18 protein-coding genes are annotated in these 26,594 nt (G+C 68.0%); 15 read left to right on the top strand and 3 right to left on the bottom strand.

All coding sequences use genetic code 11. The annotated features are described in order from the left end of the window. Positions 1 to 196: 196 nt before the first annotated feature. Both U0177_RS18275 and U0177_RS18270 read right to left on the bottom strand, forming a co-directional pair. Positions 197 to 3,250, bottom strand: a complete 3,054-nt coding sequence (locus tag U0177_RS18275; protein ID WP_409572090.1) for a fibronectin type III domain-containing protein — start codon at positions 3,248 to 3,250, stop codon at positions 197 to 199. A gap of 578 nt (positions 3,251 to 3,828) precedes the next feature. Continuing rightward, a complete protein-coding gene (locus U0177_RS18270; RefSeq protein WP_409572089.1) occupies positions 3,829 to 6,327 on the bottom strand; it encodes a sugar phosphate nucleotidyltransferase in 2,499 nt (832 codons plus the stop codon). A gap of 247 nt (positions 6,328 to 6,574) precedes the next feature. Between U0177_RS18270 and U0177_RS18265 the strand changes: the two genes are divergently transcribed. Genes U0177_RS18265 through U0177_RS18255 form a run of 3 tightly spaced genes read left to right on the top strand, consistent with a single transcriptional unit; the run spans position 6,575 to position 8,090 of the window. Continuing rightward, the gene (locus tag U0177_RS18265) at positions 6,575 to 7,063 is read left to right on the top strand and encodes a hypothetical protein (RefSeq protein ID WP_409572088.1); all 489 of its coding nucleotides are present in this window, start codon (positions 6,575 to 6,577) and stop codon (positions 7,061 to 7,063) included. Positions 7,064 to 7,065: 2 nt separating this feature from the next. After that, positions 7,066 to 7,479 carry a phage holin family protein gene (locus U0177_RS18260; RefSeq protein ID WP_409572087.1) on the top strand — a complete coding sequence of 138 codons (414 nt, stop codon included), beginning with the start codon at positions 7,066 to 7,068 and terminating at the stop codon, positions 7,477 to 7,479. Further along, a complete protein-coding gene (locus U0177_RS18255; protein WP_409572086.1) occupies positions 7,443 to 8,090 on the top strand; it encodes a hypothetical protein in 648 nt (215 codons plus the stop codon). Before U0177_RS18260 ends, U0177_RS18255 begins: the two co-directional genes overlap by 37 nt. A gap of 253 nt (positions 8,091 to 8,343) precedes the next feature. On the opposite strand, the gene U0177_RS18250 is transcribed toward U0177_RS18255, so the two are convergent. Then, positions 8,344 to 11,304, bottom strand: coding sequence for a hypothetical protein (locus U0177_RS18250; protein ID WP_409572085.1), 2,961 nt, complete (start codon positions 11,302 to 11,304; stop codon positions 8,344 to 8,346). A gap of 237 nt (positions 11,305 to 11,541) precedes the next feature. On the opposite strand from U0177_RS18250, the gene U0177_RS18245 reads away from it, so the two are divergent. The 12 genes from U0177_RS18245 to U0177_RS18190 all read left to right on the top strand — a co-directional run bounded on the left by U0177_RS18245 (position 11,542) and on the right by U0177_RS18190 (position 26,524). Continuing rightward, positions 11,542 to 12,096 carry a GNAT family N-acetyltransferase gene (locus tag U0177_RS18245; protein WP_409572108.1) on the top strand — a complete coding sequence of 185 codons (555 nt, stop codon included), beginning with the start codon at positions 11,542 to 11,544 and terminating at the stop codon, positions 12,094 to 12,096. 67 nt (positions 12,097 to 12,163) lie between these two features. Further along, complete coding sequence (locus U0177_RS18240; protein WP_409572084.1) at positions 12,164 to 13,576, top strand: isochorismate synthase MenF; 1,413 nt, start codon at positions 12,164 to 12,166, stop codon at positions 13,574 to 13,576. Between the two features lie 78 nt (positions 13,577 to 13,654). After that, complete coding sequence (menD, locus tag U0177_RS18235; protein ID WP_409572083.1) at positions 13,655 to 15,424, top strand: 2-succinyl-5-enolpyruvyl-6-hydroxy-3-cyclohexene-1-carboxylic-acid synthase; 1,770 nt, start codon at positions 13,655 to 13,657, stop codon at positions 15,422 to 15,424. A 16-nt stretch (positions 15,425 to 15,440) separates the two neighbouring features. Continuing rightward, positions 15,441 to 16,274 carry a 2-succinyl-6-hydroxy-2,4-cyclohexadiene-1-carboxylate synthase gene (menH, locus tag U0177_RS18230; protein ID WP_409572082.1) on the top strand — a complete coding sequence of 278 codons (834 nt, stop codon included), beginning with the start codon at positions 15,441 to 15,443 and terminating at the stop codon, positions 16,272 to 16,274. 26 nt (positions 16,275 to 16,300) lie between these two features. Further along, complete coding sequence (menB, locus tag U0177_RS18225; RefSeq protein WP_409572081.1) at positions 16,301 to 17,128, top strand: 1,4-dihydroxy-2-naphthoyl-CoA synthase; 828 nt, start codon at positions 16,301 to 16,303, stop codon at positions 17,126 to 17,128. A gap of 159 nt (positions 17,129 to 17,287) precedes the next feature. After that, positions 17,288 to 18,193, top strand: a complete 906-nt coding sequence (locus U0177_RS18220) for a 1,4-dihydroxy-2-naphthoate polyprenyltransferase (protein WP_409572080.1) — start codon at positions 17,288 to 17,290, stop codon at positions 18,191 to 18,193. 137 nt (positions 18,194 to 18,330) lie between these two features. Next, complete coding sequence (locus U0177_RS18215; protein ID WP_409572079.1) at positions 18,331 to 19,488, top strand: mandelate racemase/muconate lactonizing enzyme family protein; 1,158 nt, start codon at positions 18,331 to 18,333, stop codon at positions 19,486 to 19,488. Positions 19,489 to 19,547: 59 nt separating this feature from the next. Beyond that, positions 19,548 to 20,969, top strand: a complete 1,422-nt coding sequence (locus U0177_RS18210) for a glutamine synthetase family protein (protein ID WP_409572078.1) — start codon at positions 19,548 to 19,550, stop codon at positions 20,967 to 20,969. 591 nt (positions 20,970 to 21,560) lie between these two features. Next, positions 21,561 to 22,865 (top strand): aspartate--tRNA(Asn) ligase, encoded by a 1,305-nt coding sequence (aspS, locus tag U0177_RS18205; protein ID WP_409572077.1) that lies wholly within the window; start codon positions 21,561 to 21,563, stop codon positions 22,863 to 22,865. Positions 22,866 to 23,156: 291 nt separating this feature from the next. Next, positions 23,157 to 23,579: an ester cyclase gene (locus U0177_RS18200; RefSeq protein ID WP_409572076.1), complete on the top strand. Its 423-nt coding sequence runs from the start codon at positions 23,157 to 23,159 to the stop codon at positions 23,577 to 23,579. Between the two features lie 14 nt (positions 23,580 to 23,593). Further along, positions 23,594 to 24,484 (top strand): methyltransferase domain-containing protein, encoded by an 891-nt coding sequence (locus tag U0177_RS18195; RefSeq protein ID WP_409572075.1) that lies wholly within the window; start codon positions 23,594 to 23,596, stop codon positions 24,482 to 24,484. A gap of 201 nt (positions 24,485 to 24,685) precedes the next feature. Then, positions 24,686 to 26,524 (top strand): DUF5939 domain-containing protein, encoded by a 1,839-nt coding sequence (locus U0177_RS18190; protein WP_409572074.1) that lies wholly within the window; start codon positions 24,686 to 24,688, stop codon positions 26,522 to 26,524. Positions 26,525 to 26,594: the final 70 nt, after the last annotated feature.

The raw sequence follows: 26,594 nt of genomic DNA, 5'->3' as shown, positions 1-26,594 counted from the left end.
AAACGCAGCTGGCATAGCCATATAGCATCATTCGCTCGTGGGTCGCTGATGAGCATACCATAAACCGAAAACCCGCGCAAGATTGTGCCATAGGGGCGAGGCGCTTCCAACAATATGCCGAGCAAAAAAGAGGTTCGGTGGCAGCAAAGCTGCTCCCGAACCTCCGATATGCATCAAGTGATTGACCCGATGCGGGCTATTTCTGCGTGAGCGGCAGGTAGGTATTGCGCATGTTGGCGGCCAGCGTGGTGGCGCTGGCAGTGTTGGAGTACGCCGAGTCGCCGCCGCCATTGGTCGCGCGCACGCGGTAGGTGTAGCTGGTGCTCGCCACCAGGCCAGTGTCGCTGTAGCTCGTGGCGTTCGCCCCCGCCGTCCCCACCTGCGCGAAGCTGCTGCACCCCACCCCGCTGCACCGCTCGATCTTGAACCCGGTCTCGTCGCTCGCGTTGTCGCTCCAGCTCAGGCTGACCTGGCTGCTTGACGCCGCGCTCGCCCCCAGCCCGCTCGGCGCAGCAGGGGCGTTGCCAAAGCCGCCGGCTCCGGGCAGCTGAATGCTGTAGACCGAGCGACCATACGTGAACGCCGCCAGCGTCGTCGCCCCACGGTCGATCGTCAGGTATTTGAGCACAGTGTTCGGCAGACCGTTCTGGTAGCGCTGCCACACCACCGGGCTCGCGTCGATGTCGTTGGTGTAGTAGAACCCGAAGTGCGTCCCCACAAACACCTGCTTGCGGTTGTTCGGGTTGGCGATCACCGAGTCCGCCGGCACGTCCGGCAGGTTGCTGCTCTTGTCGACCCACGACCAACTCGCCGCGCTGGTGCAGCTCGCGCTGCAGCTCGCCTGGAACAGGTGGCCGGGCGTGCCGGGCGTATTCGTGTTGAAGCCGCCCACCGCCGCGTACACCACCTGCGCGTTGCTCGGGTCGAAGCCCACGCCCTGGATCGCGCGGTTCGGCAGCACCGCGTTGCCGCCGGTCAGGTTCACCCAGCTCGCCGAGGCGTTGGGCGTGCAGGCAAAGGCCGCCGTGCCGCTGGCCGCCTGGGTGCAGTTCGCGCCGGTGTAGAGCGTATTCGACCACTGCACATTGCCGTCGTCGGTGCCCACCACCGCGCTGGTCGGGCTCGACGGCGCGAATCGCACGTCGATGATCGTATTCGAGGCGCTGTCGTTCTGGTTGTTACCCTTGGTGAGGTCGGGCGAGACGGCGGTCCAGCCGGCGCGGGAAGTGCCGCCGGTGCCGCTAGCCCACATCCGGTAGGTGCCGAGGATGATGTTGCGGCAGCTGGCGTTGGTGCAGTGCAGCTGGTCGAGCGTGAACGGCGTCGACCAATCGCTGCGTTCGAGCTGCACGCCGAACAAAGTATACCAGCCGCCAATACACGACGAGGTGAACGGCCCCTGCGCGCCGGTGATCGAGCACGACAGCTGGCCGTAGGTGTACTCGGTGTACCAGTTGCCCTGGCTCTTGGTGCCACCGATCGGGTCGAAGGCGGCGAAAAAGCCGTCGCCGCCGTTGCCACGCGCCTGCCACTGCTGGCTGGTGTTGGCCGCGTCCCAGCTGGCCGAGCCGTTGTCTTGCATGCCGCCGAAGGCGAACTGGCTGCTGCTGCTGGCGAAGTTCGCGCCAAGCTGGCCGGCATAGAACTGCGAGATGTTCAGCCCGTTTTGCATCGCGGTGAAGCCGCCCACCGCGCCGCTGCCCAGATAGATCCCGCCGTCGTTGCCCACCAGGAACTGGCTGCTCGAGATCATCGCGACGGCGTGCTGGTCGGGGTGCAGCGTCCCGTACCCCGCGCACGAGGTCGAGTAGACATTGCTCAGGTCGGTGATCGACGAGACGCCGGTGTAGCTATTGTTCACGACGATCTTGTACAGGTCGGTGCGGCCGACGTACAAGATCTTGTCGTTGCTCGGGTCGACGCCGAGGAATAGGTCGTACCAGTCTTGGCCTTCGCTCGTGGCAAAGCTGGTGCAATCCTGGTAGGCGAAATCATCGGAGCCGCTGAGCTGCGCCCAGCTGCCGCCGCCGTTGGTAGTGACCCAGGTGCCCAGCGCGTTGAAGTTATTGTAGTCGCCCACCTGCGCGTAGATGATCTGCGGGTTCTGGGCCGATTTCGCCAACCGAATGCGCCCGACGTTATTCGAAGCGCCGCTGCCTGTGCCGGCAGGCCAGCCGTTATTCAGCAGGGTAAAGCTGGGCGCGCCGCTGCTGGGCACGCTGGCCTTATACACGCCATTGCCGCCGCCGATGTCGCCGAACGCGCGGCTGGCATAGGGCGAGCCGATCGCCACGTACATGGTGGTGGGGTTGGTGCTGCCGTCGAGCACGATCGACGAGACCTGCTGCGACTCGCTCGCGTGGCTGTGTACGTTGTAGCGCGCCCAGGTGGCGCCAGCGTTGTACGACACAAAAAAGCCGTGGCGCGTGCCCACCAGTACAGTATTTGAATTGCGCGGGTCGACGGCCAGGGCGCCGATGTTCTGGTCGGGCTTGTCGGGCGTGCCGGCGGCGAATGGCGTGAACACATCGGCGCCGAGCTGCGTCCAGGTCGCGCCAGCATCGGTGCTCTTCATCACGCCGGCGCTAAACTGGTCGCCCGCGTCGAAATCGCCGGTGCCGACATAGAGCACGCTATGGTTGTTCGGGTCGATCGCAATCGCGCTGGCCGACTGGGTCACGAAGTCCTTGCCCTCCCACAGCGGCGACCAGCTGGTGCTGGCCGAGCAGCAGTTGGTGGTTTTCCACAGGCCGCCGGCGGTGGCGCCGGCGTAGGCCACCGCGCTGTTGGTCGGGTCGACGGCCAGCGCGTTGATGCGGCCGGTCACGAGGCCGTACTTGTAGCCATCGGCGGCGGCATCGTTGTCGATTGGCGCCGGGCCAAGCCCGGTCCAGCTCGTCGTACCGACCGGCCGCGTGCCATTGGGCGCGCCGGCGGCTGGGAACATGTCGGCGCCATCGCGCACGTGCTGGCGGAGGTAGGCCTGGGCGCGGCTCTGCCAGGCTGGCGGGATTGTGCGTGCGGGGTAGGCCAGGCGATTGAACGCCGCCTGCGCGCGCGTCTGGATCTCGTCCGACTCGTTTTTGCCGCCCTCGGGCGGCAGGCCACGCAGCCGGGCGTAGCGCTCGCCGGCGCGCAGCCAGCTCTGGGCCGAGCCAGCGTATCCGGCGGCGAGCAGGCTCAACAGCATTGTTGCGAGCAGCGCGGCGCCGGCTATGCGCAAACGCCGCTTGGCTTCCCGGTGTGGCATACAATCTCCTTGCGAAAGTTCAATGCGCTGAAATAGGGTGCGTGCGCGGGTGCACGCCGATGGTTGCTGAGCATTGATGGGCTGGTAGCGCGAGTGCTCGGTTGTTTAGCTACGACGTACTGCGCAATGCGCTCGGCGAGAAGCGAGGTTGGGTAGGGCTAGCATAGCACCAACCGGGCGGCAAAACAATCACTGTTTTGTAACAAAGCGATAGCCTGCGTGCAAACTCTATAGATATGAACGCGCGGCACGGCCAGATTGTTATGCCAACACCGTTCACTTTCAGGACTTACGCGATGCGCGTTTTTGCCTTCGGCAGAGCGGTACTTTTTCATGGATGGTGCTCAGATTGTGGCGCTTTGCGCCACAATCTGAGCACAAAAGAAAGCGAAGTACAATGCTGCCGCAGGCGGAAGGAGCCGATATCGCAGGCGACCGCGTAAGTCCTGTCACTTTCTTTTGGTATGCGTGCCCGGCAACACCGGGCACGCATACCAAAAAGAAATTCGGGGGCGGCTTTGCCACCCCCGAACCCCCGCTATACCGCAAGTGATCAGCGCCCGCGCTGGCAGCGGCGGCTACTGCAACCCGGTGACGAGGCCGGCGTACTTCTCGGTAAGCACGCGCGCCTGCTCGTCGCTGCTGCCCTCGGCAATGATATGGAAGAACGGCCCGTCGGGGTCGGGCAGGATCAACACCCACTCGTTGCCAAGGTCGATCTTCACGCCATCGACCTGCTCGATCCGGCGTTCCTGGTACTGCTGGTTGAGGATGCGCATGACCTTGCCCTTGTGCTCCCAGCGGCAGGGCACGCGCGTCTGGTGCATGTAGTAGCGCGGCAGCTCGTGGATCACCTGCGAGAGGCTGGCGCCGCGCAGCGTCAGCAGCTCCATGATCTTCACAATCGCGAAGATGCCGTCGACGATCGGGTAGAAGCTGGGGAAGATATAGTTGCCGTTGCCGTCGCCCAGCAGCAGCATATCGCGGTTGCTGGCGGCCGTCTGCATCAGCGCGCCGAGTGTCGCTCGCGTGCGCACGATCTTGCCGCCGTAGTGCTCGGCGATCTGCTCGAACGCGCGCGGCGCCGTCACCGGAACCGCCACCGTGCCGCCGCCATTCACGGCCATCGCCAGCGCGGTGATCGCCGCCAGCGCCTGGGTGCCGTGCAGCCGCCGTCCGGCGTCGTCCACCAGGTACAGCTTCTCGCCGCCGCCGTCGATCCGCACGCCCATATGAGCGCCCAGCACCGGCGTGATCCGCGCCAGCCGCTCCATGCCCTCTTCAAACTCCTGGTGCGTCTGAAACAGCCGGTGGTCGTCGAGGTTGGCGTTCAGCTCGACCACATCGACCTCAAGGCGGCGCAGGATATTCGGCAGCAGGCTCGACACATTGGCGTTGGCGTAGTCGATCACCAGGTTGAAATCGCGCGCGATACCGGCAAGGGCTTCCTGGCGCAGCGCCTTGAAGAACGCGGTGGTGTAGGCTTCGGCGATGCTCTCGATATCGGCGATGCGCCCGATCTCGTCGAGGTACACGCGGCGGTAGTCTTCGCGGAAGAACACGCCCTCGATCTTGCGCTCGGTGGTGGTGTCGATGTCGAGGCCGTTTTTGTCGAAGAACTTGATATCGACCACGCGATTATCGAAGGGCGAGAGCCGCAGGTGGATGCCGCCGGCCGCGCCGATCGCGTGGGTGATGAAGCGCGCCACCGGGATGGGCACGCTGTGCATTTCGTCGACGTTCACGCCGGCCGAGGGCAGCCCGGCGATCATGGCGCGCTTGAGCATGCGCGAGGTGTAGTGCGCGTCGCGGTTCATCGTCACGTGGCTGCCGCGCGGCAGCGTCGCGCCGAAGGCCGCGCTGAGCTTGGCGCAGAACTCGGGCGTGAGGTCGATGTTCACCAGGCCGGTGATACCATTGCGGCCGAACAGCACGCGCCGGCCCTGCGAGCCCCAGATAATGCTCGAGCTGATCGTGGCGCCTTCGTCGACCTCCTTGCTCGGCCAGATCTTCACGTTCGCGCCGATCACCGCGCCGGCGTTGATGATCGTCTGATCGCCCACGACCACGCCCTCGAACAGCACCGCGCGGCTTTTGATATTGCACTGGCGCATCACAATCGCGCCGCGCAGCTCGGCCCGCTCGCCGATATACGAGTTGCGCCAGATGATCGAGCGATCGATCGTGGCGCGCGAGTCGACGACGACATAGTCGCGGATGGCGGTGGGGCCATGGATGATCGCGCCGCTCTTGATCTTCACGCCGTGGCCCAGAAACACCGGCCCGATGAACTGCGCGTCGGAGGCGATCTCGGCATCGCCCTCGAGCCACAGGTCGTTGCCCTGGTGATGGCCCACGCGCGGCAGCTGCACCTTGCCGATCATATAGTCGCGGTTGGCGCGCATATACTCTTCGATCGTGCCGACGTCGGTCCAGTAGCCTTCGGCGATAAAGCCGTACAGCGCGTCGTTCTTGCGCAGCATCTGCGGGAACACATCTTTCGACCAGTCGGTGATCTTGCCCTTGGGGATATACCTGAACACCTCGGGGTCGAGCACATAGATGCCAGTGTTGACCGTATCGGAGAACACCTCGCCCCAGCTGGGCTTTTCGAGGAACTGGGTGACGTGGCCGTCCTCATTCACGATGATCACGCCATACTCAAGCGGGTTCGGCACGCGCGTGAGCGTGAGCGTCGCCAGGGCCTTGCGCTCGTAGTGGAAGTCGATAATCTTGCCAAGCTGGAAATCGGTGAGCGCGTCGCCCGAGATCACCAGAAACGGCTCTTTGAGCAGGTGCTCGGCATTCTTGACACTGCCGGCGGTGCCGAGCGGGTGCTCTTCGAGCGAGTAATCGATATGGACGCCAAGCGCCGAGCCATCGCCGAAGTGATCCTGGATCACGTTCGCAAGATATTGCACCGTGACGACGATCTCGGTAATGCCGTGCGCCTTAAGCAGCTCGATGATATGCGCCATGACTTGTCGATCGACGATCGGTACCATCGGCTTGGGGCGATTGATTGTGAGCGGGCGCAGGCGCGACCCCTCGCCCCCAGCCATGACAACAGCTTTCACAGCGGCTCCTCTCTGCGTTGGTGGCATGTATTTGGAGAGTGGCGGATAGTATAGCATGACGCCAGCAAGTATGCTCCGAAGCTCGGAGGCGCGCCATGGCACGCGGCGTGCTAAAGGCTGAGTACCACACCGCCTAGCGGATGGGCACAGCAAAAGCGCGGCGGCCAATACGCCGCCTGTGTTTCCGGCCCAGCCAGCGGCGATGTAGGCATGTACCTGATCGCAGGCAGAGCAAGGAGGCTTCCCAATGACATACGATCCCAAACGCAGCAACACCGCATCGTCGGTCGAGCGCGAGCTCGATCGCAGCAGCAACCAGGCCCACGGCGCGGTCGACAGCGCCGCCGACAAGGCGCACAGCGCCGTCGACAGCGCCGCCGACAAGGCCCAGAACCTGGCCAGCACGGTACAGGACAAAGCCCAGCAGGTGAGCGACAAGGCCCAGGATATCGGCCAGCAGGCGGTGGAGCGCGCCGACGCGGCCACCACCACCGTCGGCGAGAAGATGACCGACGTTGCCCAGACGATCCGCGACAAAGCGCCGGCGACCGGCACGGTGGCGAACGTTGCCGACACCGCCGCCGATACGCTTGAGCGCGCCGGCAGCTACCTGCAGCAGCAGGATCTGGCCGACATGCGCGCCGACCTCGAAGGCATCATCCGCCGCCACCCAATCGAGTCGCTGCTGGTTGGCCTGGGCGTCGGCTACCTGCTGGCCCGCAGCACGCGGAGGTAGCCATGGCGTTCGAGCGCGACCGCGACACATCGATCGCCCAGCTGCTTGGCGGCATCGTCACCGACGCGCAAGATCTCGTGCGCCAGGAGATCGCGCTGGCGCGCCAGGAAGTGCGCGAGGAGCTCGGGCAGGCCAAAGATGCCGGCATCAAGCTAGCGGTAGCCGGCGTGATTCTGGCGATCGGCGGCCTGCTGCTGGTGCTGATGCTGGCGCAGGGCCTGGCGGATCTGTTCGATTGGCCGAACTGGGCCGGCTACGGGCTAGTAGGCGCAGTGCTAGCGATCGTCGGCGGCATCCTGTTCAGCTCGGCTCAGAGGCAGCTGAAACAGGTGAAGCCAGTTCCCGAACAAACCGTTGAAACGCTGAAGGAGAATGTCGAATGGATCAAGGATCGAACGACATCCGACAAACCATAGAGGACACGCGCGAGTCGCTCACCGAGAAGCTCGACGCGCTCGAGAGCAAAGCCCGGCAGACCTTCGACCTGAAGCATCAGGTGGCCGAGCGCCCGTGGCTGGCGCTGGGCGCGGCGGTGGCTACCGGCTATGTGCTCGGCAGCCTGGGGGGCGGCGAGAGCGAAGGCGACTGGAGCAGCCGCTCGGCCAGCGGCTACTCGGCGCCCAGCAGCTACGGCGAGCGCGGCGTACCAGCCTACAAGCCGCACGGCGACAGCTTCCTGTCGCAGTTCGACGACGAGATCGACATGCTCAAGGGCGCGGCCATGACCACGCTCACCAGCTTTATCCGCGACGCGCTCCGCGAGCTTGTGCCGGCGATGGGCGGCCAGCAGCGCCAGACGGGCACGCCGTCGACGGCGCAGGGCGCGTCGATGAGCGAGTATGATCGCGCGAACCCGACGATCAACAGCGAGGCGATTCCCACCACCACGAGCTACGGCTCAAACGCGGCCGATCGCAACGCTGAGCACGCAACGCCCTATTACCCACCCGGCTCGGCGGACGATGCGTTTGGCACGGCGTCGCGCGCGCGCGAGCGCAGCGTCGGCGACGAGAAACAGCGCTACTAGCGGTTTACCTGCGCCGGCCCACGGCACAGTAAAAGCACTTCCGGGAGCAACTACCCGCGAAGTGCTTTTTTTGTGTGGCGCCTGCGTTGGCCAAAGCCTTCGGCCAGGAATTCATACGCTGTTCGCTTGATCACGTATCGATTGTGTTGCACCACGTGGCGGAGCCACCGCGTGGAAAACAAAAACAAAAATTGGGGCGGCTTCGCCGTCCCCAAACCCCCACCAAAATGTCAGTAATCAAGCGAATTTGATATCAGACCCACCAGCTATCGATCTCGTCGATGGCGCTAGCGGCGGCGAGCAGCAGATCCGCGCCGCCGAGCCGCGCCAGCGTACCGGTACACCAGCCCAGGCAGCGGAAGGTCTCCGACCGGCCCTGCGGCGCCGCAATACGCAATGCCGCGCCCAGCGCCTGCCGAGCCAGCGCCGGAGATGCCGCAGCGGCCAGGCCGGCCAGCGCGCGCATGCGCTCGGCAGGGCGCGCGATCGCCTCGGCCAGCGCGGCGGCGGCGGCAACATCGCCGTGCTCGGCGAGCGCAACCACCAGCGCGGCCTGGTAGCGCGCGCGCTGATCCGGGTCGTTCAGCTGCTTGGCCTGGCGGTATGCGACATCCAGCCGGCCCTGGGCGATCAGCGGCGCGGCGATCGTCGTCAGCGCGCGTAGGCGCTCGGCCGCTGGCTCGATCCGCGCCGCCAGGGCGTGGGCCTGGGCGGCGGCGCCAGCGCGCGCCTGGCTGATGGCCAGGTCGGCAAGCGTGTGTGCGCGCTGCTCGCCGGCCACAATCTCGCCGGCCAGCTGAAGCGCCTCGTCCCACGCCTCGCGCGTCGCCGCCAGGCGCGCCAGCTCGTCGAAGGCCCAATCGCGCTCGTCGTCGTCGCCGATCGCCTCGGCCACGATGCGTGCGTCGCCGGCCGCGCCGGCACGGGCCAGCGCCACCGCCACGCGCGATTGGGCGCGGTCGCGCTCTTCGTCCTCGTCGAGCAGCTCGGCGGTGCGCAGCGCAACTTCGAGCCGCCCGAACGTCGCGTGGGCTGCGGCAAGCTCGGCCACCAGCGGGGCGCGCTCGTCGCCGGTCAGCTCGGCCAGGGCGGCGGCGGCCTGCGCCAGCGCTGCGGTGGCGTTTGGCAGATGCGCGCCAGCCAGATCGATCAAAGCGCGTGTGCGAATAGCGCGGTCGCCGATATCGCGCGCAGCGTCGAGAGCCGCTTCGGGGTGGCCGCCCAGCGCCAGCGCCACCGCCACCAGCGCCAGCGCCCGATCGAGCAAGCCGTTGTTCTGGATAGGCGCAAGCTGGCCAAGTGCATGGGCCACGCCGTGGCGCGCGGCATCGCAGGCCAGCTCGGTACGCGCCCAGGCGATCGCCGTCTCGGTGCGCAGCGTGCCCAGCACAGTTTCGCCGCGCGCAAAGTCGCCGGCGCGCGCGTGGCCCACAGCCACCTCGGCCATAGCCCACTCGTGCATGGCGGTATGGCCGATCGCGTAGGCCACCTCTTCGGCGCGCGTGCGCTGGCCGCGCTCGAGCAGCCAGCGCACCACCTCGGTTTCGATCATGCCGCGCCGCTCGGCGTGGCTGATCCGCGCGGTAATGCCCAGCGCGGTCTGCGGCATATCGATCGCGACCGCCGCGCGCGCGAACGCCACCAGCGTTTCTTCGCGCTCGTCGCGCCACTGCCGCGATGGCCCCGGCGTTTCAAGGTCGAGTGCCTCGGAAAGCATACGCATGGCCGAAGCGCGCATGCGCAGCGCGTAGCACACTTCGCCGAGCCGCCGCAGCGCCTGGGCCTTGGACGGCCCATCGGCCACCTGGCCGAGCATTTCGCGCACCCGGCGCAGGGTCGCCTCGCGCGGGCTGCCCTGCGCCACCGCGGCCTCGAACGCCTCGGCTGGCGCGTCGGGCGCGAGCCGGCGACCCAGGTGCGCCAGCAGCCCGGCCAGCATCGCATGGCGCACCAGCGCCAGCGGCTCGGCGGCCACGGCGCTGGCGCGCAGCAGCCAGGCCATATCCTGGGCGGCCTCGGCCAGCCCGCCGCTGACGCGCTCGCGCGCCACTGCCCAGCTGCGCGTCGCCAGCTCGGGCGCGGCGGCCTGCGCCTCGGGCGGGCCAAGCGCCACGTGGCGAGCCAGCTGGTTCAGCAGGTAGCGGTTCTCGCCCGCGCTCAGGCGCGCGAGCGCGCCGCCAGCCCGCTCGCGCGCCAGCCGCACATACGCGGCGTGCGACATAGCCAGCGCATCGCCCGACTGCTTCTGCACGAACGCCAGCGTGGCCGGGTGGTACAGGCGCACGCGCCCGCCTTCGATCGCCAGCAGCACGCGCCAGCGCCTGGCCCACGCGCCCAGCGCTGCGGCGCCGACGCCAGCGGCGCTGGCCAGCAGCGCCGGCTCGATCGGCTCGCCGGCGGCGGCCAGCCGCGCCGCAAGCCGGCGCTCGGCCAGGTTCGCGCGCCCCCAGCACCACGCGTGCAGCGCCGCCAGCCCGTCCGGCAGATCGGCGGCCAGCAGCGTTCCGCTGGCGCATAGCCCGGCGGCGAGCCGCACGTACAGAAACGAGCCGCCGGCGCGCTCGGCAATCGCGGCGGCCAGTTCGGGCGCGGCGCCGAACCCGCGCGCGGCGGCGATCAGCTCCGGCGGCGGCGCGGCAAGGCCGACCCGCGCATCGGCCGGCAGGGGGAGCGCCTCGCCGGGAGCGCAGGCCAGCACAATCGCCACACCCGGCGGCACCTGCGCGGGAAACGGCGGCGGCAGCGGCGTGGCCTGCTCGTCGGGGCGGCGGCCAACCAGCACCACCAGCGGGTCGTCGGGCGCGCGGGCCGCGCCGGCCTCGGTCAGCAGCCGCTCGAGCGTCAGCGCGTCGCGCCCGGCAGCGGGCGGCAGCAGGTTCGGCGTCAGCCTGGCCAGCGCCAGCACCTGCGCGCACAGCGCTTCCATGCCGGCGCCGGCGTCGTCTTCTGGCAGCCAGAGCGCATACCGCCGTGCGGCCGCCAGCGTGCACAGCAGCGTGGTAGCGCCGTGGCCACGCGGGCACTCGAGCGCGATCAGGCGGCCGCCGCGCAGCTCGGCGGCGAGCGCGGCGAATGCGGCCGGGCGCGGCACGGCAGTTGCGTTACGCTCGGCAGCTCGCCGCGCCTGCGCAGCCAGGGCCGGCCCGCACTGCAATTGAAGCTGGGGGAAATCGGCCAGCGCGGCGAAGGCCGGCGGCCCAGATGTGATTGTCATCGAGAAAAGATATTAGCAAGGCAGGTAGCCACAGGCGCCGGCTGGCTCTCTGCCTCTGTGCGGTTCCACCGACAATGCGTGCGGGGCGCCACCTGCCCGTGCTGCTTGGCTGGCCACCCGCTACCACACCCCGGCACTGGCCGACTCTACCGCAGCCGCGATGCGCGGTCAAGTGCCGTGCTATACTGCATCCCAACGGGCAGCGCCGCGCGTAGCATACGAGAAAGGCCGATCATGGTGGCGAATTTGGAGCTGTATACCGAGCGGCTGACGCTCAAGGTGCTCGACGAAACCTTTGCGCCGGTGGTGCTGGATTACCATCAGCGCAACCGCGAGTTCTGGCGCGAGTGGAACCCGCTCACGCCCGACTCATTCTATACGCTCGAGGCGCAGCGCGAGCGCCTGCGCGCCGACATGGCCCAGCTGGCCGCGGGCCAGGGCCTGCGCCTGCACCTGTTCCAGCGCGGCGACCTGGCGCAGATCGTCGGCGACCTCGGATTCAATAATATTGTGCGCGGCGCGTTTCAGTCGTGCCACCTGGGCTACAAGATCGACATTGGCGCCGCCAACCAGGGCTATATCACCGAAGCGCTGCGCCGGGCGATCGCCTATGCCTTTGACGAGCTGAAGCTGCACCGGATCGAGGCTAACGTGATGCCGCACAACGCCCGCTCGCGCCGCGTGGTCGCGAAGCTTGGTTTTGCCGAAGAGGGCATGGCACGCAAATACCTCAAGATCAATGGCGCCTGGGAAGATCACATCCACTATGTGATGCTGAACGACGCGGTGTAGCAAAGCTTGAAAAAGTTGTGATTTTTGGTACAATTACAGTTGTACGCTTGCCTAGAAAGGCATGTTTATGATTCTCGATACTGCCATCATCATTGGAGAGCGCAGGCTCCAATCGCTGCTGGCCGATGGCCTGCGCAAGGCTTGCGAGCGCCAGCGCCCAGTGCTGGTGAGCACCGTGCTGCGCGCGCCGCAGCACGACCCGCTGGCCTTTTTCGAGCACGGCGGGCGCATCGCCACCGAGCGGGTGTTTTGGTCGACACCTGGCGGCGAGTATACGCTTGCCGGCGTCGACGCCGCCTGGACGCTGGCCGCCACCGGCGCGAACCGCTTCGCCGATGCCGCAGCCGCCTGGCGCAGCCTGTGCGCCGACGCGCTGATCGACGACACGTTTGGCGTGCTCGGCACCGGCCCGATCCTGATGGGCGGCTTCTCCTTCGACCCGCTGCGCCCGGCCACCGAGCTGTGGTCGGCCTTCCCCGACGGCCTGCTCGTGCTGCCGCGCTACCTGCTCACCCACGCCGATGGCGCGTCGTGGCTGACGATCAACGCGGTGCTGACGCCCGACAGCACCCTCTCCGCCGAGATCGAGGCCGCGCTGCGCGTGTACGAGCTGTTCGAGGGCGAAGACGCGCCGAGCGCGCCTGGCGGCCCGCTGCGCCACGCCGAAGATGTGCCCGAAGCCGAGGCCTGGAAAGCGATCGTGCGCGAGGTCGAGCAGAACCTGCGCCGTGGCGCGCTGGGCAAGGTGGTGCTGGCCCGCCAGTATCGGGTACAGGGGCGCGGCGTCTTCAACCCGGCGCGCGTGCTTGCGCAGCTACGCGTCGGCTACTCCGACTGCTTCCTGTTCGCGGTGGCGCGCGGCGACCACTGCTTCCTCGGCGCGTCGCCCGAGCGGCTGGTGCGCCTGCGCCACGAGAATGTGCGCACCAGCTGCCTGGCCGGCTCGATCGCCCGCGGCGCCACGCCCGAGCTCGACCACCAGCTGGGCGACGAGCTACTGGCCAGCGCGAAAGACCGCGCCGAGCACGAGTTTGTCGTGCGCGCGATCTGCGATGCGCTCGCCGAGGTGTGCGGCGGCCACCTGACCACCGGCGCGATCTCGCTGATGAAGTTGCGCAACATCCAGCACCTGTTCACGCCGATCGTCGGGCGGGTGTCGCGCGGTCGCAACCTGCTCGACCTGGTCGAGCGGCTGCACCCCACGCCGGCAATGGGCGGCACGCCGCGCGAGCCGGCGCTGGCCATGATCCGCGAGTTCGAAGGCATGGATCGCGGCTGGTATGCCGCGCCGGTCGGCTGGATCGACGCGCGCGGCGAGGGCGAGTTCGCCGTGGCCATCCGCTCGGCGCTGCTGCGCGGCTCGCAGGCGGTGCTGTTTGCCGGCTGCGGCATCGTGGCAGGCTCCAACCCCGAGCGCGAGTATGCCGAGTCGTGCTTGAAGCTGCGCCCAATGCTTTCGGTGCTCGGCGGCATTTCCTGAACTACCACAGAGGCACGCGGGCGCGAATTCGCTCGGCCCGGCCGTGCCTCTGTGATTTGTTCCATGAACGGTACAATTATGACTGCTCCTGCAACACAACATGCGCTATCGGCCTCGGTCGGCGCATTTATCGACGAGCTGGCGCGCTCGGGAGTGCAGCATTTCTGCGTCTGCCCCGGCTCGCGCTCGACACCGCTGGCGCTGACGATCGCGCGCCAGCCCGGCGTGCGGCTGTGGATGCATATCGACGAGCGCTCGGCCGGCTTTTTTGCGTTGGGGCTTGCGAAAACCCTGCGCGAGCCGGTGGCGCTGGTGTGCACCTCGGGCACCGCCGCAGCCAACTTCCTGCCCGCCGTCGTCGAGGCCTCGTACGCGCGCGTGCCGCTGGTGGTGCTCACCGCCGACCGCCCACACGAGCTGCGCGATGTAGGCGCTCCGCAGACGATCGACCAGATCGACCTGTTCGGCAAGCACGCGCGCTGGTTCGTCGACATGGCCGAGCCCGACGCCGCCCCCGATCTGCTGCGCTACACCCGCACGGTGGCGGCGCGCGCGGTCGCGGCGGCGCGGCGCGGCCCCGCCGGCCCGGTGCACGTCAACTGCCCGTTTCGCGAGCCACTGCTGCCCGACCCGGCGCTGGCTGCCAAGGCCGCCGAGGCTCGGCCGGGCGGCCAGCCATATGTGGCGGTGAGCGCTGGCCCGCGCGCGCTCGATCCGGCGCTGGCCGCCGCGCTGGCCGGCGAGCTGGCTAGCGCCGAGCGCGGCCTGATCGTCTGCGGCGCGCAGGACGACCCGGCGCTACCTGCGGCGCTCGCGCGGCTGGCGGAGGCGCTGGGCTTCCCGCTGCTGGCCGACCCGCTCTCGGGCGCGCGCGGCCTGCCCGAGCACGCGCTGGTGGTCGACAGCTACGACGCCTTCCTGCGCGACGCGGCCTTTGCCGAGCGCAACGCCCCGCAGCTGGTGCTGCGCTTTGGCGCAATGCCGGTGGCCAAGCCGCTGCTGCAGTACATCCAGCGCCACCCCGGCTGCCGCCAGATCGTCGTCGACGGCGACGCCGGCTGGAACGAGCCAACCCTGCTGGCCAGCCAGATCGTGCACGCCGACGCCCGCCTGCTGTGCGAGGCTCTGCTGGCGGCGCTGCCCGCCGACCACGCGCCGCCCACCACGGCGCTCGAGTGGGCGCGCACATGGCAGGCGGCGCAGCAGCGCAGCCGCGCGGCCATCGACGGCTACATGCGCCAGGTTGGCGAGCTGTTCGAGGGCAAGGTGTTCGCCGAGCTGCGCGAGCTGCTGCCCGACGGCGCGCTGCTCTACGCCGGCAACAGCATGCCCATCCGCGACCTCGACACCTTTTTCGCCGGCGGGCGTGGCGTCCGCCTGCTGGGCAACCGCGGCGCGAACGGCATCGACGGCGTGGTCTCGAGCGCGCTAGGCGCGGCCGCCGCCGGGGCCGGCCCCACCGTGCTGGTGATCGGCGACCTGTCGTTCTACCACGACTCGAACGGGCTGCTGGCCGCGCGCCAGCATGGGCTCGACGCGACGATCATTCTGCTGAACAACGACGGCGGCGGGATCTTCTCGTTTTTGCCGCAGGCCGCCGAGCCCGAGCACTTCGAGGCGCTGTTCGGAACACCGCACGGGCTCGATTTCGCGCCGCTCGCGGCGATGTATGGCGCGCGCTACACCCGCGTAGACAGCTGGGAGGCATTTCGCGCTGCCGTGAGCGCGGGCGTGGGCAGCCACGGCCTGCACATCGTCGAGGTGCCCACCGAGCGCGCGCGCAATGTCGCGCTGCACCGCGAGATCTGGCCGCGCGTGGCCGCCGCCGTGGCGCCAGCCCTAGACTGACCAGCCAAACAGAGCTATGGATATATCGATAAACCACATCAACCTGTACGCCGAGGCCGCCGGCGAGGGCCGCCCGCTGCTGATGCTGCACGGCTTCACCGGCAGCTCGGCCACCTGGCGCCCGCTCGTTGGCCGGCTCGGGCCAGGCATCCGCTCGATCGCCGTCGACCTGATCGGCCACGGCAAATCGAGCGCGCCCGCCAGGGCCGCGCGCTACAGCATGGCGCGCTGCGTCGCCGACCTGCTGGCGCTGCTCGATAAGCTGAACATCGCGCGGGCCACCGTGCTGGGCTACTCGATGGGCGGGCGCGTGGCGCTGCAGCTGGCCGCCGCGGCCCCGCAGCGCGTCGAGGCCCTGGTGCTCGAAAGCGCCTCGCCGGGGCTGGCCAGCGCCGACGAGCGCGCCGCCCGCGCCGCCGCCGACGACGCGCTGGCCGACACGATCGAGCGCGAAGGGCTGGCTGCCTTCGTCGATTACTGGGAGCAGCTGCCGCTGTGGGCCAGCCAGGCCGCGCTGCCGCCCGAGGCTCGCGCCCGGCTGCGCGCCCAGCGGCTGCGCAACAACCCGCGCGGCCTCGCCAATAGCCTGCGCGGGATGGGCGCCGGCCGGCAGACTTCGCTGTGGGAGCAGCTTGGCGCGCTGGGCATGCCGGCGCTGCTGCTGGCCGGCGCGCTGGACGGAAAATACAGCGCGATTGCCCGCCGCATGGCCGGCGCCATGCCGCGAGCCCGGCTCGCGATCGTGCCCGACGCCGGCCACGCCATCCACCTCGAGCAGCCCGACGTTTTTATTGAGCAGGTTGCTGATTTCCTGCGTTCACCCGACGCCGAGATGCAGCGCCGCCCGTAAGCGCTGCGCAAAGAAGGAGGCCCCTTATGCCAATTGAGTGGACACTTGCCCACGAATACACCGACATCGTCTACGAGCACGACGCCGCAGGCGAGGGCATTGCCAAGATCACGATCAACCGGCCCGAGAAGCGCAATGCCTTCCGGCCCGAAACCGTCGAGCAGCTGATCGACGCGTTCTCGCGCGCGCGCGACGACGAAAGCGTCGGCGTGATCTTGTTCACCGGCGCCGGCGACAAAGCCTTCTGCTCGGGCGGCGACCAGAGCGTGCGCGGCGATGGCGGCTATGTCGGCAAAGACAAGATCCCGCGCCTGAATGTGCTCGACCTACAGCGCCTCATCCGCATCCTGCCCAAGCCGGTGATCGCCATGGTCGCGGGCTACGCGATTGGCGGCGGCCACGTGCTTCACGTCGTGTGCGACCTGACGATCGCGGCCGAGAACGCGGTCTTCGGCCAGACCGGCCCGCGCGTCGGCAGCTTCGACGGCGGCTACGGCTCGAACCTGCTGGCGCGCATGGTCGGCGACAAAAAAGCCCGCGAGATCTGGTACCTGTGCCGCCAGTACAATGCCCAGCAGGCGCTCGACATGGGCCTGGTGAACACGGTGGTGCCGCTGGAGCGGCTTGAAGACGAGGCGGTGCAGTGGGCGCGCGAGATCCTCGAGAAGAGCCCGATGGCGATCCGCTTCCTGAAGGCCAGCATCAACGCCGCCGCCGACGGCCACGCTGGCCTCCAGCAGCTCGCCGGCGATGCCACGCTGCTCTACTATCTCTCGGAAGAGGCCCAGGAGGGCAAGAAGGCATTTCTCGAAAAGCGCCGGCCAAACTTCCGCAAGTTCCGCCGCTTTCCATAAGTGGAAGGGCGAACGACCACGGACGAGTGTCTACATGATGTTCGAGCACTCGTCTTTGGTCGTTCATCGTTCGTCCTTCGTCTTCTGTCATTCTTCATTCGTCTTCTGTCATTCGTCATTCGTCATTCGTCGTTCGTCTTCTGTCTACCGAGGTCTACATTGACGACTGAAGCTGCTCCTACTCGTCCAAGCCGCGCCCGCGCCTGGATCATGGCCGCCCGCCCGCCGACGCTGCCGGCCGCGGTGGTGCCGGTGCTGGTGGGCAGCGCCGCAGTGTACCGGCTGGGCTTTCGGCCGCTGGCGTTTGTGGCCGCGCTGCTGGCCGCGCTGCTCATCCAGATCGGCACGAACTTCGCCAACGACTACTTCGACTTCCACAAGGGCGCCGACACCGCCGAGCGCCTCGGGCCTGTGCGCGTAACCCAGAGCGGCCTGATCGCGCCCGAGCGCGTGCGCAACGCCATGATTGGCGTGTTCGGGCTGGCCGCGCTGGTAGGCGTATACCTGGTGTTCGTCGGCGGGTGGCCGATCCTGCTGATCGGCCTGCTCTCGATCGCCGCTGGCGTGCTGTACACCGGCGGGCCGTTTCCGCTGGCCTACAACGGCCTGGGCGACGTGTTCGTGTTTATCTTTTTCGGGCTGGTGGCGGTGTGCGGCACCGCGTTTCTGCATGTGGGCACGGTGCCTGGCGCAGCGGCGTTCGCCGCGCTGCCGGTAGCGCTGATCGTCACGGCAATTATTGTCGTGAACAACCTGCGCGACATCGATACCGACCGCGCGGCACGCAAGCACACGCTGGCGGTGCTGCTCGGCCGCAGCGCCACCCGCGCCGAGTACCTGGTGCTGGTGGCCGGCGCCTACCTGCTGCTGCCGCTTGGCGTGCTGCTCGGGCTAGCCGGCCCGTGGTCGCTGCTGCCGCTGCTGACGCTGCCACTTGCGGCGCCGCTGGTGCGCCTGGTGTTCACCGAGCAGGGCCGCCCGCTCAACCGCGCGCTTGGCGGCACCGGGCGCCTACATATGATCTTCGGCATCCTGCTGGCGATCGGGCTGCTGCTGCCGGCCTGAGCCGGCGCCCCAGGCGGCGCCGCCCGATTGTAAAGCCCTGCGCCGGGCGGTTTGTTATTTTTATCTCATTTACCTCGCGCATATTCGGCATTTTATACAAAGACGCCAGCGGCTAACCTTTTGTATACTATTCCAACGTGGATCACCATGGGCAAGCCGTGAATAGTCGTCTAGTCCGTGTCGACTGGTTACCGTTTCACATACCATACGCGGCGGCATTCACAACCGCGCATGGCCGTGAGACGGTTCGCTCGGGTGTGATCATTCGCGTGGCGCTGGCCAATGGCCTGGAGGGCCTGGGCGAAGCTTCGCCGCTGCCGGCATTCGGCGGCGGCACGCTCGACGACACGCTGGCCTGCGTGGCGCGCCTGGCGCCCGGGCTGCTGGGCCGCACTCCCGGCGCGGCGGCCGAGCTGCTCGGCCAGGCCGGCGAGGCGCAGCCAGGCATGGCCGCCGCGCTGTGCGGCCTCGACACCGCGCTGCTCGACGTAGATGCGCAGGCCGCCGGGCTGCCGCTGGCGCGCTGGCTGGCGCCGGGCGCCGCCGAGGCGGTGCCGGTGAACGCGGCGATCGGCGCAGCCGATGCACCCGCCGCATGCGCGGCAGCGCGGCGGGCGGTCGAGGCGGGCATTGGCTGCGTGAAGCTCAAGGTTGGCGTGGCCGCAACCAGCGCCGCCGAGATCGAGCGGATCGCGGCGGTGCGCGCGGCGATCGGGCCGGGGCCGCGCCTGCGGCTCGACGCCAACGCCGCCTGGGATGTCGCCACGGCTACCGCAATCATTGGCGCGGCCGAGCGCTATGGCCTCGACTTGGTCGAGCAGCCCGTCGCGGCCGGCGACTTGGCCGGGATGGCCGCGGTGCGCGCGGCAGTGCGCACGCCAATCGCCGCCGACGAGGCGGTGGGCGGCCCGGCGCAGGCCCGGCGCGTGATCTCGGCCGGCGCCGCCGACGTGCTGGTACTGAAGCCAATGATGGCCGGCGGCCTGCGCCGTGGGCGCGCGATCATCGCGCTGGCCCAGGCGGCCGGAATGCAAACAATCGTTACCACAACGATCGACAGCGGTGTCGGCGTTGCCGCGGCACTGCACCTCGCCGCAACTCTGCCGGCCCCGCCGCCCGCCTGTGGCCTCGCCACCGGCACACTGCTCGCCGGCGACCTGCTCGTTCAACCAGTTATCATTCGCAATGGTGCTATCCGGCTGCCGGTTCAGCCAGGGCTTGGTGTTCGGCTCGACGAACGCCAGCTGGCTCGGTATGCCGGTGAGTGGCGTCAGATCGCTGCGGAGCGCACGTAAACGCGCCGCGCTGCACCAGATATCACGGGTCGGTTTAGTTACTGAAAGGTGTGGAAACCATGACAACCCCTCTCCGCGATTTCCTCGAGATCCCGTATGACCAGCTTGAGGAGCTGAACCTAGAGGCCAAGGCGCAGCGGCTGGCGCGCAAGCCGGCCGGCCAGATTGCCGAAGAGCGCCTGCGCTACCTGACCGATCAGAAGAGCATCAAGGCGGTGACGGTGTGCTTTACCGACCTGGAAGGCCGCCTGCACATGCTCGACTATGACAAGAAGTTCCTGCTCAAATCGTACGACAACCTGACCTTCGACGGCTCGTCGATCCGCGGCTTCACCGCCCAGGCCGAATCCGACCTGCGCCTGGCGATAGACTGGGGCTCGTTCTACTGGCTGCCGGCCGACTTCTTCGGCTCGGGCAAGGTGCTGGTGTTCGGCGATGTGCTCGAGAAAGATGGCTCGGCCTACTCCGCCGATATGCGCGCCCGCCTCAAGGCCTTCGCCGCCGACGCCTATACCAACCAGGGCCTGACTTTCAACGCCGCTAACGAGATCGAGGGCTTCCTGTTCAAGGGCCGCGACGCCGAGCGCCGCTACTACGAGACCCGAAGGTTCGATTTCGTCAACGAGGGCGGCTACTACCACTCGCTGCCGGGCGACCCACTGCGCTCGTTTATCGACACCGTCGCCGAGGTGCAGCGCGCCATGGGCTTCGCCAACGAGAAGGATCACCCCGAGGTGGCGCCGTCGCAGTTCGAGGTGAACTACTCGTACACCGAGGCCTCGATCGCCGCCGACCAGATCGTGCTGTACAAGCTGATCTGCCGCCAGGTGGCCTACTCGCTCGATATGACCGCCAGCTTCCTGCCCAAGCCCGTCACCGGCGTGAACGGCAACGGCATGCACACCAACCTGTCGATCACCAAGGACGGCAAGAACCAGTTCTATGGCACCGGCGCCGAGGGCCTCTCGGACAACGGCTGGTCGTTCATCGACCGCATCCTCACCAGCGCTAACGATATCTGCCTCGCGCTCAACGCCAGCGTGAACGCATACCGCCGGCTCGACCCGCACTTCGAGGCGCCGAACCAGATCAAGGCCTCGCCGGTCGACCGCGGCTCGATGGTGCGCATCCCGATCGGCAACGAGAAGTCGGCCCGCGTCGAGGTGCGCTCGGTCGGCCCCGACGCAAACCCGTACCTGGTGCTCTACACGCTGCTGAAGACCGGCAGCGAAGGCCCGCTCACCGAGGGCGTGCGCCAGACCGAAAGCTACCTGCCCGACAATATCTACACCGCGATCGATAACTTCCGCGCCAGCTCGTATATCAAGGAGCTGTACGGCGAGGATGTGGCCGCGCGCTATGCCGACCTGAAGCAGGCCTCGGCCGACCGCTGCCCGCGCCTGCTCGGCACTCGCATCAAGACGGGCGAGATCCAGTTCCACCACGAGGTCTACAACCAGGCGCTCTGGAATAACTTCTAATACCAAACTCCGTCTGAACCTGTTCTGTTTGATATGCCCTGCCCGGCTTTGCCGGGCAGGGCATATCAATAGGACTTATAGCTGTTCGCTCGGTCACTTCTCGATTGCACGACGTGGCTTCGCCACGTCGTGCAACACAATAAGAAATTTGGGGGCGGCTTCGCCACCCCCAAACCCCCACGAAAGTGTAAGTGATCAAGCGAATGGCGTACATGCTGCCTGCGGCAGCACGGTACTTTTGGCCGCATCCAGCATCCTTCTTTTGGCCGATTGACGGAGCCGAACGGCTCTGCTATGCTGCCGTGCACAAGCGTTGATGGAGCAAAGTAGCAGCTGACGACCGGATCCAGAGAGCCGCCGATGCTGGGATGGCGGCGCCGAAGCGCTGCGAAGACTCTCCTGAGCGCGGGGAAAAACGCTGGCCATGCCACACAGCATTGCCGCAAGTAAGCCCCGCCGGACTGCCTCCGTTACCAGGCACCAAGGCTGCCGCCATTACCTCGTGGCGGCGGTGAAGTGCGGTGGCACCACGAGAAGGTCCCCCTCGTCCGCGCGGCGAGTGGGGGCTTTTTAGCTTTGAGAGGTGTCACCATGGAACGAGTCTGGACGACTCAGCTCGGCGCGCACGTTGGCGAGCGCGTGCGCGTGGCCGGCTGGCTGCACCGCCTGCGGCTGCTCAGCAACTTCAGCTTCCTCATCCTCCGCGACGGCCAGGGCCTAGCGCAGATCTTCATCGACGACGCGGCGCTGAGCGCGCGGCTCGCCGCGCTGCGCGCCGAGACGGTGCTGGCGATCGAGGGCACGGTGGTGGCCGAGCCGCAGGCGCCCGGCGGCGTCGAGATCCACGCGCCCGCCGTCGAGGTGCTGGCCGAGGCCGCCGCCCCGCCGCCGTTCGACCTGTTCCGGCCGACAGTGAAGGCCCAGCTGCCGACGCTGCTCGACAACGCGCCGGTGGGCCTGCGCCACCCGCGCCAGCGCGGGCTGTTCCGCATGGCCGCTGTGTCGATGGCCGGCTTCCGCGCGGCGCTGGCCGCGCGCGACTTCGTCGAGATCCAGACGCCCAAGATCGTCGGCGCGGCCACCGAGGGCGGCGCGAATGTGTTCCGTATCGACTACTTCGGCCAGCCGGCGTACCTTTCGCAGAGCCCGCAGCTCTACAAGCAGATTATGGTGGGCGTGTTCGAGCGCGTGTTCGAGGTCGGCCCGGCCTTCCGCGCCGAGCCGCACGACACACCGCGCCACATCAACGAGTTTGTGTCGCTCGACGTCGAGCTGGGGTTTATCCGCGATCACCACGACGTGATGGAGCTGCTGAACCGCGTGCTCGAAAGCATGGTCGCGGCCATCCAGGCCGAGCTGGCGGCTGGTACGATCGGCGCCCTGCCTCGGCCGCTGCCCGCAGTGCCGGCGCGCATCCCGGCGATCCACTTCACCGAGGCGCTTGAGCTGTACAGCCAGGCCACCGGCGACGACGCGCGCGGCGAGCCCGACCTGGCGCCGGCCCACGAGCGCTGGCTGGGCGAGTGGGCCAGCCGCGAGCACGGATCCGACTTCCTGTTCGTGTGGGGCTACCCCACCGCCAAGCGCGCGTTCTACACCCACCCCGACCCGGCGCGGCCAGGCTATTCGCGCGGCTTCGACTTGCTGTTTCGCGGGCTCGAGCTGGTGTCCGGCGGGCAGCGGCTGCACCGCTACGACGATTACCTGGCGGTGCTGGCCGAGCGCGGCATGCCCGCCGAGTCGTTCGCCGGCTACCTGCAGGCGTTCCGCCATGGCATGCCACCACACGGCGGCTTCGCCATCGGCCTCGAGCGCTGGGTGGCGCGCCTGATCGAGGCGCCAAACATCCGCGAGACGACGCTGTTCCCGCGCGACCTGGCCCGGCTCACACCTTAGCTTCGCGCCGAACAGCAGCGCGTGCGCGCGGGGCAAAGGCCATTCAAGCTATCCTTTCAGGCAGCCCCGCGCAATCTAGGGCTTGTGCGTGCGGTTTCTCCGCGCGGAGAAACCGCACAGCCAAAGGCCGGGCGCGCCAGCTTCGTAATGTCGTAGCACTTTTCATGTTTCCCAGCCAAAATCGCCACCAGCCACGCAATTTTACGAGCCGCGCAAGACTCCGATAAGACCCGCCTGCTAGCATGCGCTCAAGAGCATCGAAGCCACCCTGAATACGAAAGGCAGCCGGCTATGTCAATCGCCGACCTCAAAGCGCGCACCCAGCTTATTTTCGATATGTTTAACACCCACGACGCCGCTGCGGCAGCGGCCTACTTTGCCGACAACGCCGAGCTGCGCGATGTGGCGGTGTCGCGGCCCGCCGTGGGGCGCAGCCAGATTGCCGGGCTCTACGCGCGGCACTTCGCGGCCTTCCCCGACTCGCACGTGCGCGTCGAGCGGATCGTGGCCGAAGGCAGCACCGTGGCGGTGGAATGGAGCCTTTCGGGCACGCACATGGGGCCGTTTATGGGCATACCGGCAACCGGCAAGCCGATCAACTTCAATGGGATCAGCCTGATCCGCTACCACAACGGCGCGGCCGTGGCCGATACACGCGTCTGGGATGTCGCCGGTCTGCTGCGCCAGATCGGGCTGCTTCCCGGCCAGGAATAACCAGAGGAGCTCGCATGACACAGCAGCAGCTGGCAGCAGACGGCCGCAGGGCCGCCTCGCCCACCGACGATATCGTGGCGTACTACGACGAAACATGGCTCGACTACCGGATGCTCTGGCTGAATGGCCAGAATCTTTCGGTGCACTTCGGCTACTTCGACGAGCAGACGCGCAGCCATGCCGCCGCGCTGGCAAACATGAACCGCGTGCTGGCCGACTGCGCCGGCGTCGCTGCAGGCCAGCGCGTGCTCGACGCCGGCTGCGGCGTGGGCGGCAGCAGCATGTGGCTGGCCAAGCAGCGCGGCGCCCTCGTCACGGGTATCACCCCGGTGGCCAGCCAGGTGGCGCGCGCCCGGCACTACGCTGCACAGCGCGGCCTGGCCGGCCAGGTGCGCTTCGAGCAGGCCGACTACACCGCGGCGCCATTCGCCGACGCCAGCTTCGACGTGGTGTGGGCGCTCGAAAGCCTGTGCCACGCCCGCGAGAAAGCCGCGTTCTACCGCGAGGCCGCGCGCCTGCTGCGGCCCGGCGGGCGCCTGATCATCGCCGAGTACCTGCGCGCCGACCGCCCACTGGGCGGCGCCGGCGAGCGCACGCTGCACCAGTGGCTGGCCGGCTGGGCGATCGACGATATCGACACGCGCGACGAGCACGCCCGCCACGCTGCCGCCGCCGGACTGGCCGGCGTGCGCATCGACGACGTCACCGCCCACACGCGCCCGTCGCTGCGCCGGCTCTTCCGCATGACCGCGTTCTCGTACCCGGTGGCGCTGGCGCTGCGCGGGCTGCGGCTGCGCACGCGCATGCAGCACGGCAATGTCGTGGGCGCGCTGCGCCAGTACCAGGCGCTCGAGCGCGGGCTGTGGTTCTACGCGATTATCTCGGCCAGCAAGCCGGCCGCCTGACAAGCGGCAAAAAACGCCAGGGCGTAGCACCGAGCGCGCCGCGCATTCTGTGCTGCCGCAGGCTCAATCTCGCACCGTGAGGAAGCCAAACGACACAAGTGCGTAACTTCTATCTGTAATGAAAACTCATTCGGTATGTCAGTACTGCTGAGTATAATGAAGGCCACTATTGCCCAGCCGCTCGTGGAAGGTACGCGGGGTATGCCAGCGCCGACGATCAATCTACACGCTACGCTCGAGCTCGATGCCACCCCAGCGCAGCTGTGGCCGCTGCTCTCGGATACCAGCCGGATCGACAGGGCGATCGGCATTCCGCCATTCGAGCGCAGCGCGCTGCAGCCCGACCTTTCGTTCGCGGTCGACAGCCACTACATGGGCGTGCCGGTGTCGTGGTACGAGTTCCCGTACGAGTGGGTGTTCGAGCAGTGGTACCAGGTCGAGCGCGCGTTCGTGCCGCCGATCCCCGTGCGCCGCCTGATGACACGCACCACGCTCGCGCCGCTGCCCGGCGGCCGCTGCCACGTCGACGTGGTGGTGGGCTTCGAGCCGCGCGGGCTGCTGGGCCGCACGCTCGCGCCGCTGTTTATTCGCCACAAGCTGATGCGCGACCTGCTGCGCGCCTACCGCTCGTTCGCGGCGCTGGCGCTGGCCGCCGAGCAGACAGCGCCGCCCCCGCCGCGCACGCCGGCGGTCAACGCCGACCGCATGGCGCTCGGCCTCGAGCGGCTGCGCCAGTTCGGCGTGCGCGCGGCGCTGATCGAGCGCCTGGCGCGGCACCTGCGCGCCGCCGACGACCCCGACGTGATCCGCATGCGCCCGTTCGCGCTCGCCGACGCCTGGGGCGAAGCCCGGCTCGACGTGCTGCGCATGTTTCTGTACGCCACGCGCGCCGGCCTGACCGACCTTGAGTGGGATGTGCTCTGCCCCAACTGCCGCGGGCCGAGCGTCAGCGCCGCCAGCCTGCAGGCCATCGCCGCCGACGCCCACTGCAGCTCGTGCAATGTGCGCTACGACGTGAACTTCGACGAGTCGGTCGAGCTGCGCTTCACCGTCAGCTCCGACATTCGCGCCGCGCTCGACCTGGCCTACTGCATCGGCGGGCCGGCCAACACCCGCCACATCGTGTCCCAGCTGTGGCTGCCGCCGCGCGCCACCAAGGAGCTGCGCCTGCGCATGCAGCCCGGCGACTACCGGCTGCGCACCCGCCAGCTCACCGCAACGGCGCAGCTGCACGTCGGCGAGGGCAGCCCGGCCACGCCCAGCGCCATTCGCTTCACCAGCGACGACCTAGCGATCGACCAGCCGTCTGTCGCGGCGGGCGAGGTGGCACTGGCCTTCGAGAATGGCACCGACTCCAGCCTGCTGATCGTACTTGAGCAAAGCGCCTGGAGCGCGCAGGCCGTGAGCGCCGCGCTGGTGAGCACCATGGCCGAGTTCCGCCAGCTGTTCTCGTCGCAGGTGCTCGCGCCGGGCCTTGGCGTGGCCATCCGGAACCTGACATTTCTGTTCAGCGACTTGAAGGGCTCGACCGCGCTGTACGACCTGATCGGCGACTCGCCGGCCTACGCCCGCGTGCGCGACCACTTCGACGTGATGAAGGCGATTATCGCGCGGCGGCGCGGCGCGCTGGTGAAAACAATCGGCGACGCGGTGATGGCGGTGTTTGCCTCGGCAGAGGACGCAGTGGAGGCCAGCGTCGAGATCCAGCACGAGTTCACGCTCGGCCAGATCGCGCGCGGCGACCCGCCGCTGCGGGTGAAGCTGGGGTTGCACCGCGGGCCTTGCATCGCCGTGAATGCCAACGAGCTGCTCGACTACTTCGGCTCGACGGTCAACATCGCCGCGCGCGTGCAGAACGAGAGCGTCGGCGGCGATATTGTGCTGACGCCCGAGGTGCTGAGCGACCCAGGCGTGCGCCGCGTGCTCGAGCGCGAGCTACCGACGCTCGAGACGTTTCAGCGCCAGCTGAAGGGCTTCGCCCAGGACTTCACGCTTACGCGGCTGTGGCTGCCGAGCGACGCGCAGGCGCTGGCGGCTTAGCGCTTTGTTGCTGCGAGCAGGCGCTCGCGAACAGGCATAAAGCCTGCCCGCGAGCGCTAGCCATATGCGC

Source organism: Kouleothrix sp. (assembly GCF_046328425.1).
Lineage (GTDB): Bacteria > Chloroflexota > Chloroflexia > Chloroflexales > Roseiflexaceae > Kouleothrix.
The sequence above is the reverse complement of the archived record's forward strand: the minus strand, read 5'-3'. Positions and strand labels throughout refer to the sequence as shown.

Excerpts from the sequence above, each read along its gene's own strand:
- U0177_RS18240 (WP_409572084.1), top strand. The coding sequence starts at position 12,164 with ATGATTCTCGATACTGCCATCATCATTGGAGAGCGCAGGCTCCAATCG.
- U0177_RS18195 (WP_409572075.1), top strand. The coding sequence starts at position 23,594 with ATGACACAGCAGCAGCTGGCAGCAGACGGCCGCAGGGCCGCCTCGCCC.
- U0177_RS18265 (WP_409572088.1), top strand. The coding sequence starts at position 6,575 with ATGACATACGATCCCAAACGCAGCAACACCGCATCGTCGGTCGAGCGC.
- aspS (WP_409572077.1), top strand. The coding sequence starts at position 21,561 with ATGGAACGAGTCTGGACGACTCAGCTCGGCGCGCACGTTGGCGAGCGC.
- menB (WP_409572081.1), top strand. The coding sequence starts at position 16,301 with ATGCCAATTGAGTGGACACTTGCCCACGAATACACCGACATCGTCTAC.
- U0177_RS18250 (WP_409572085.1), bottom strand. The coding sequence starts at position 11,304 with ATGACAATCACATCTGGGCCGCCGGCCTTCGCCGCGCTGGCCGATTTC.
- U0177_RS18260 (WP_409572087.1), top strand. The coding sequence starts at position 7,066 with ATGGCGTTCGAGCGCGACCGCGACACATCGATCGCCCAGCTGCTTGGC.
- U0177_RS18210 (WP_409572078.1), top strand. The coding sequence starts at position 19,548 with ATGACAACCCCTCTCCGCGATTTCCTCGAGATCCCGTATGACCAGCTT.
- U0177_RS18255 (WP_409572086.1), top strand. The coding sequence starts at position 7,443 with ATGGATCAAGGATCGAACGACATCCGACAAACCATAGAGGACACGCGC.
- U0177_RS18190 (WP_409572074.1), top strand. The coding sequence starts at position 24,686 with ATGCCAGCGCCGACGATCAATCTACACGCTACGCTCGAGCTCGATGCC.
- U0177_RS18200 (WP_409572076.1), top strand. The coding sequence starts at position 23,157 with ATGTCAATCGCCGACCTCAAAGCGCGCACCCAGCTTATTTTCGATATG.
- U0177_RS18275 (WP_409572090.1), bottom strand. The coding sequence starts at position 3,250 with ATGCCACACCGGGAAGCCAAGCGGCGTTTGCGCATAGCCGGCGCCGCG.
- menD (WP_409572083.1), top strand. The coding sequence starts at position 13,655 with ATGACTGCTCCTGCAACACAACATGCGCTATCGGCCTCGGTCGGCGCA.
- menH (WP_409572082.1), top strand. The coding sequence starts at position 15,441 with ATGGATATATCGATAAACCACATCAACCTGTACGCCGAGGCCGCCGGC.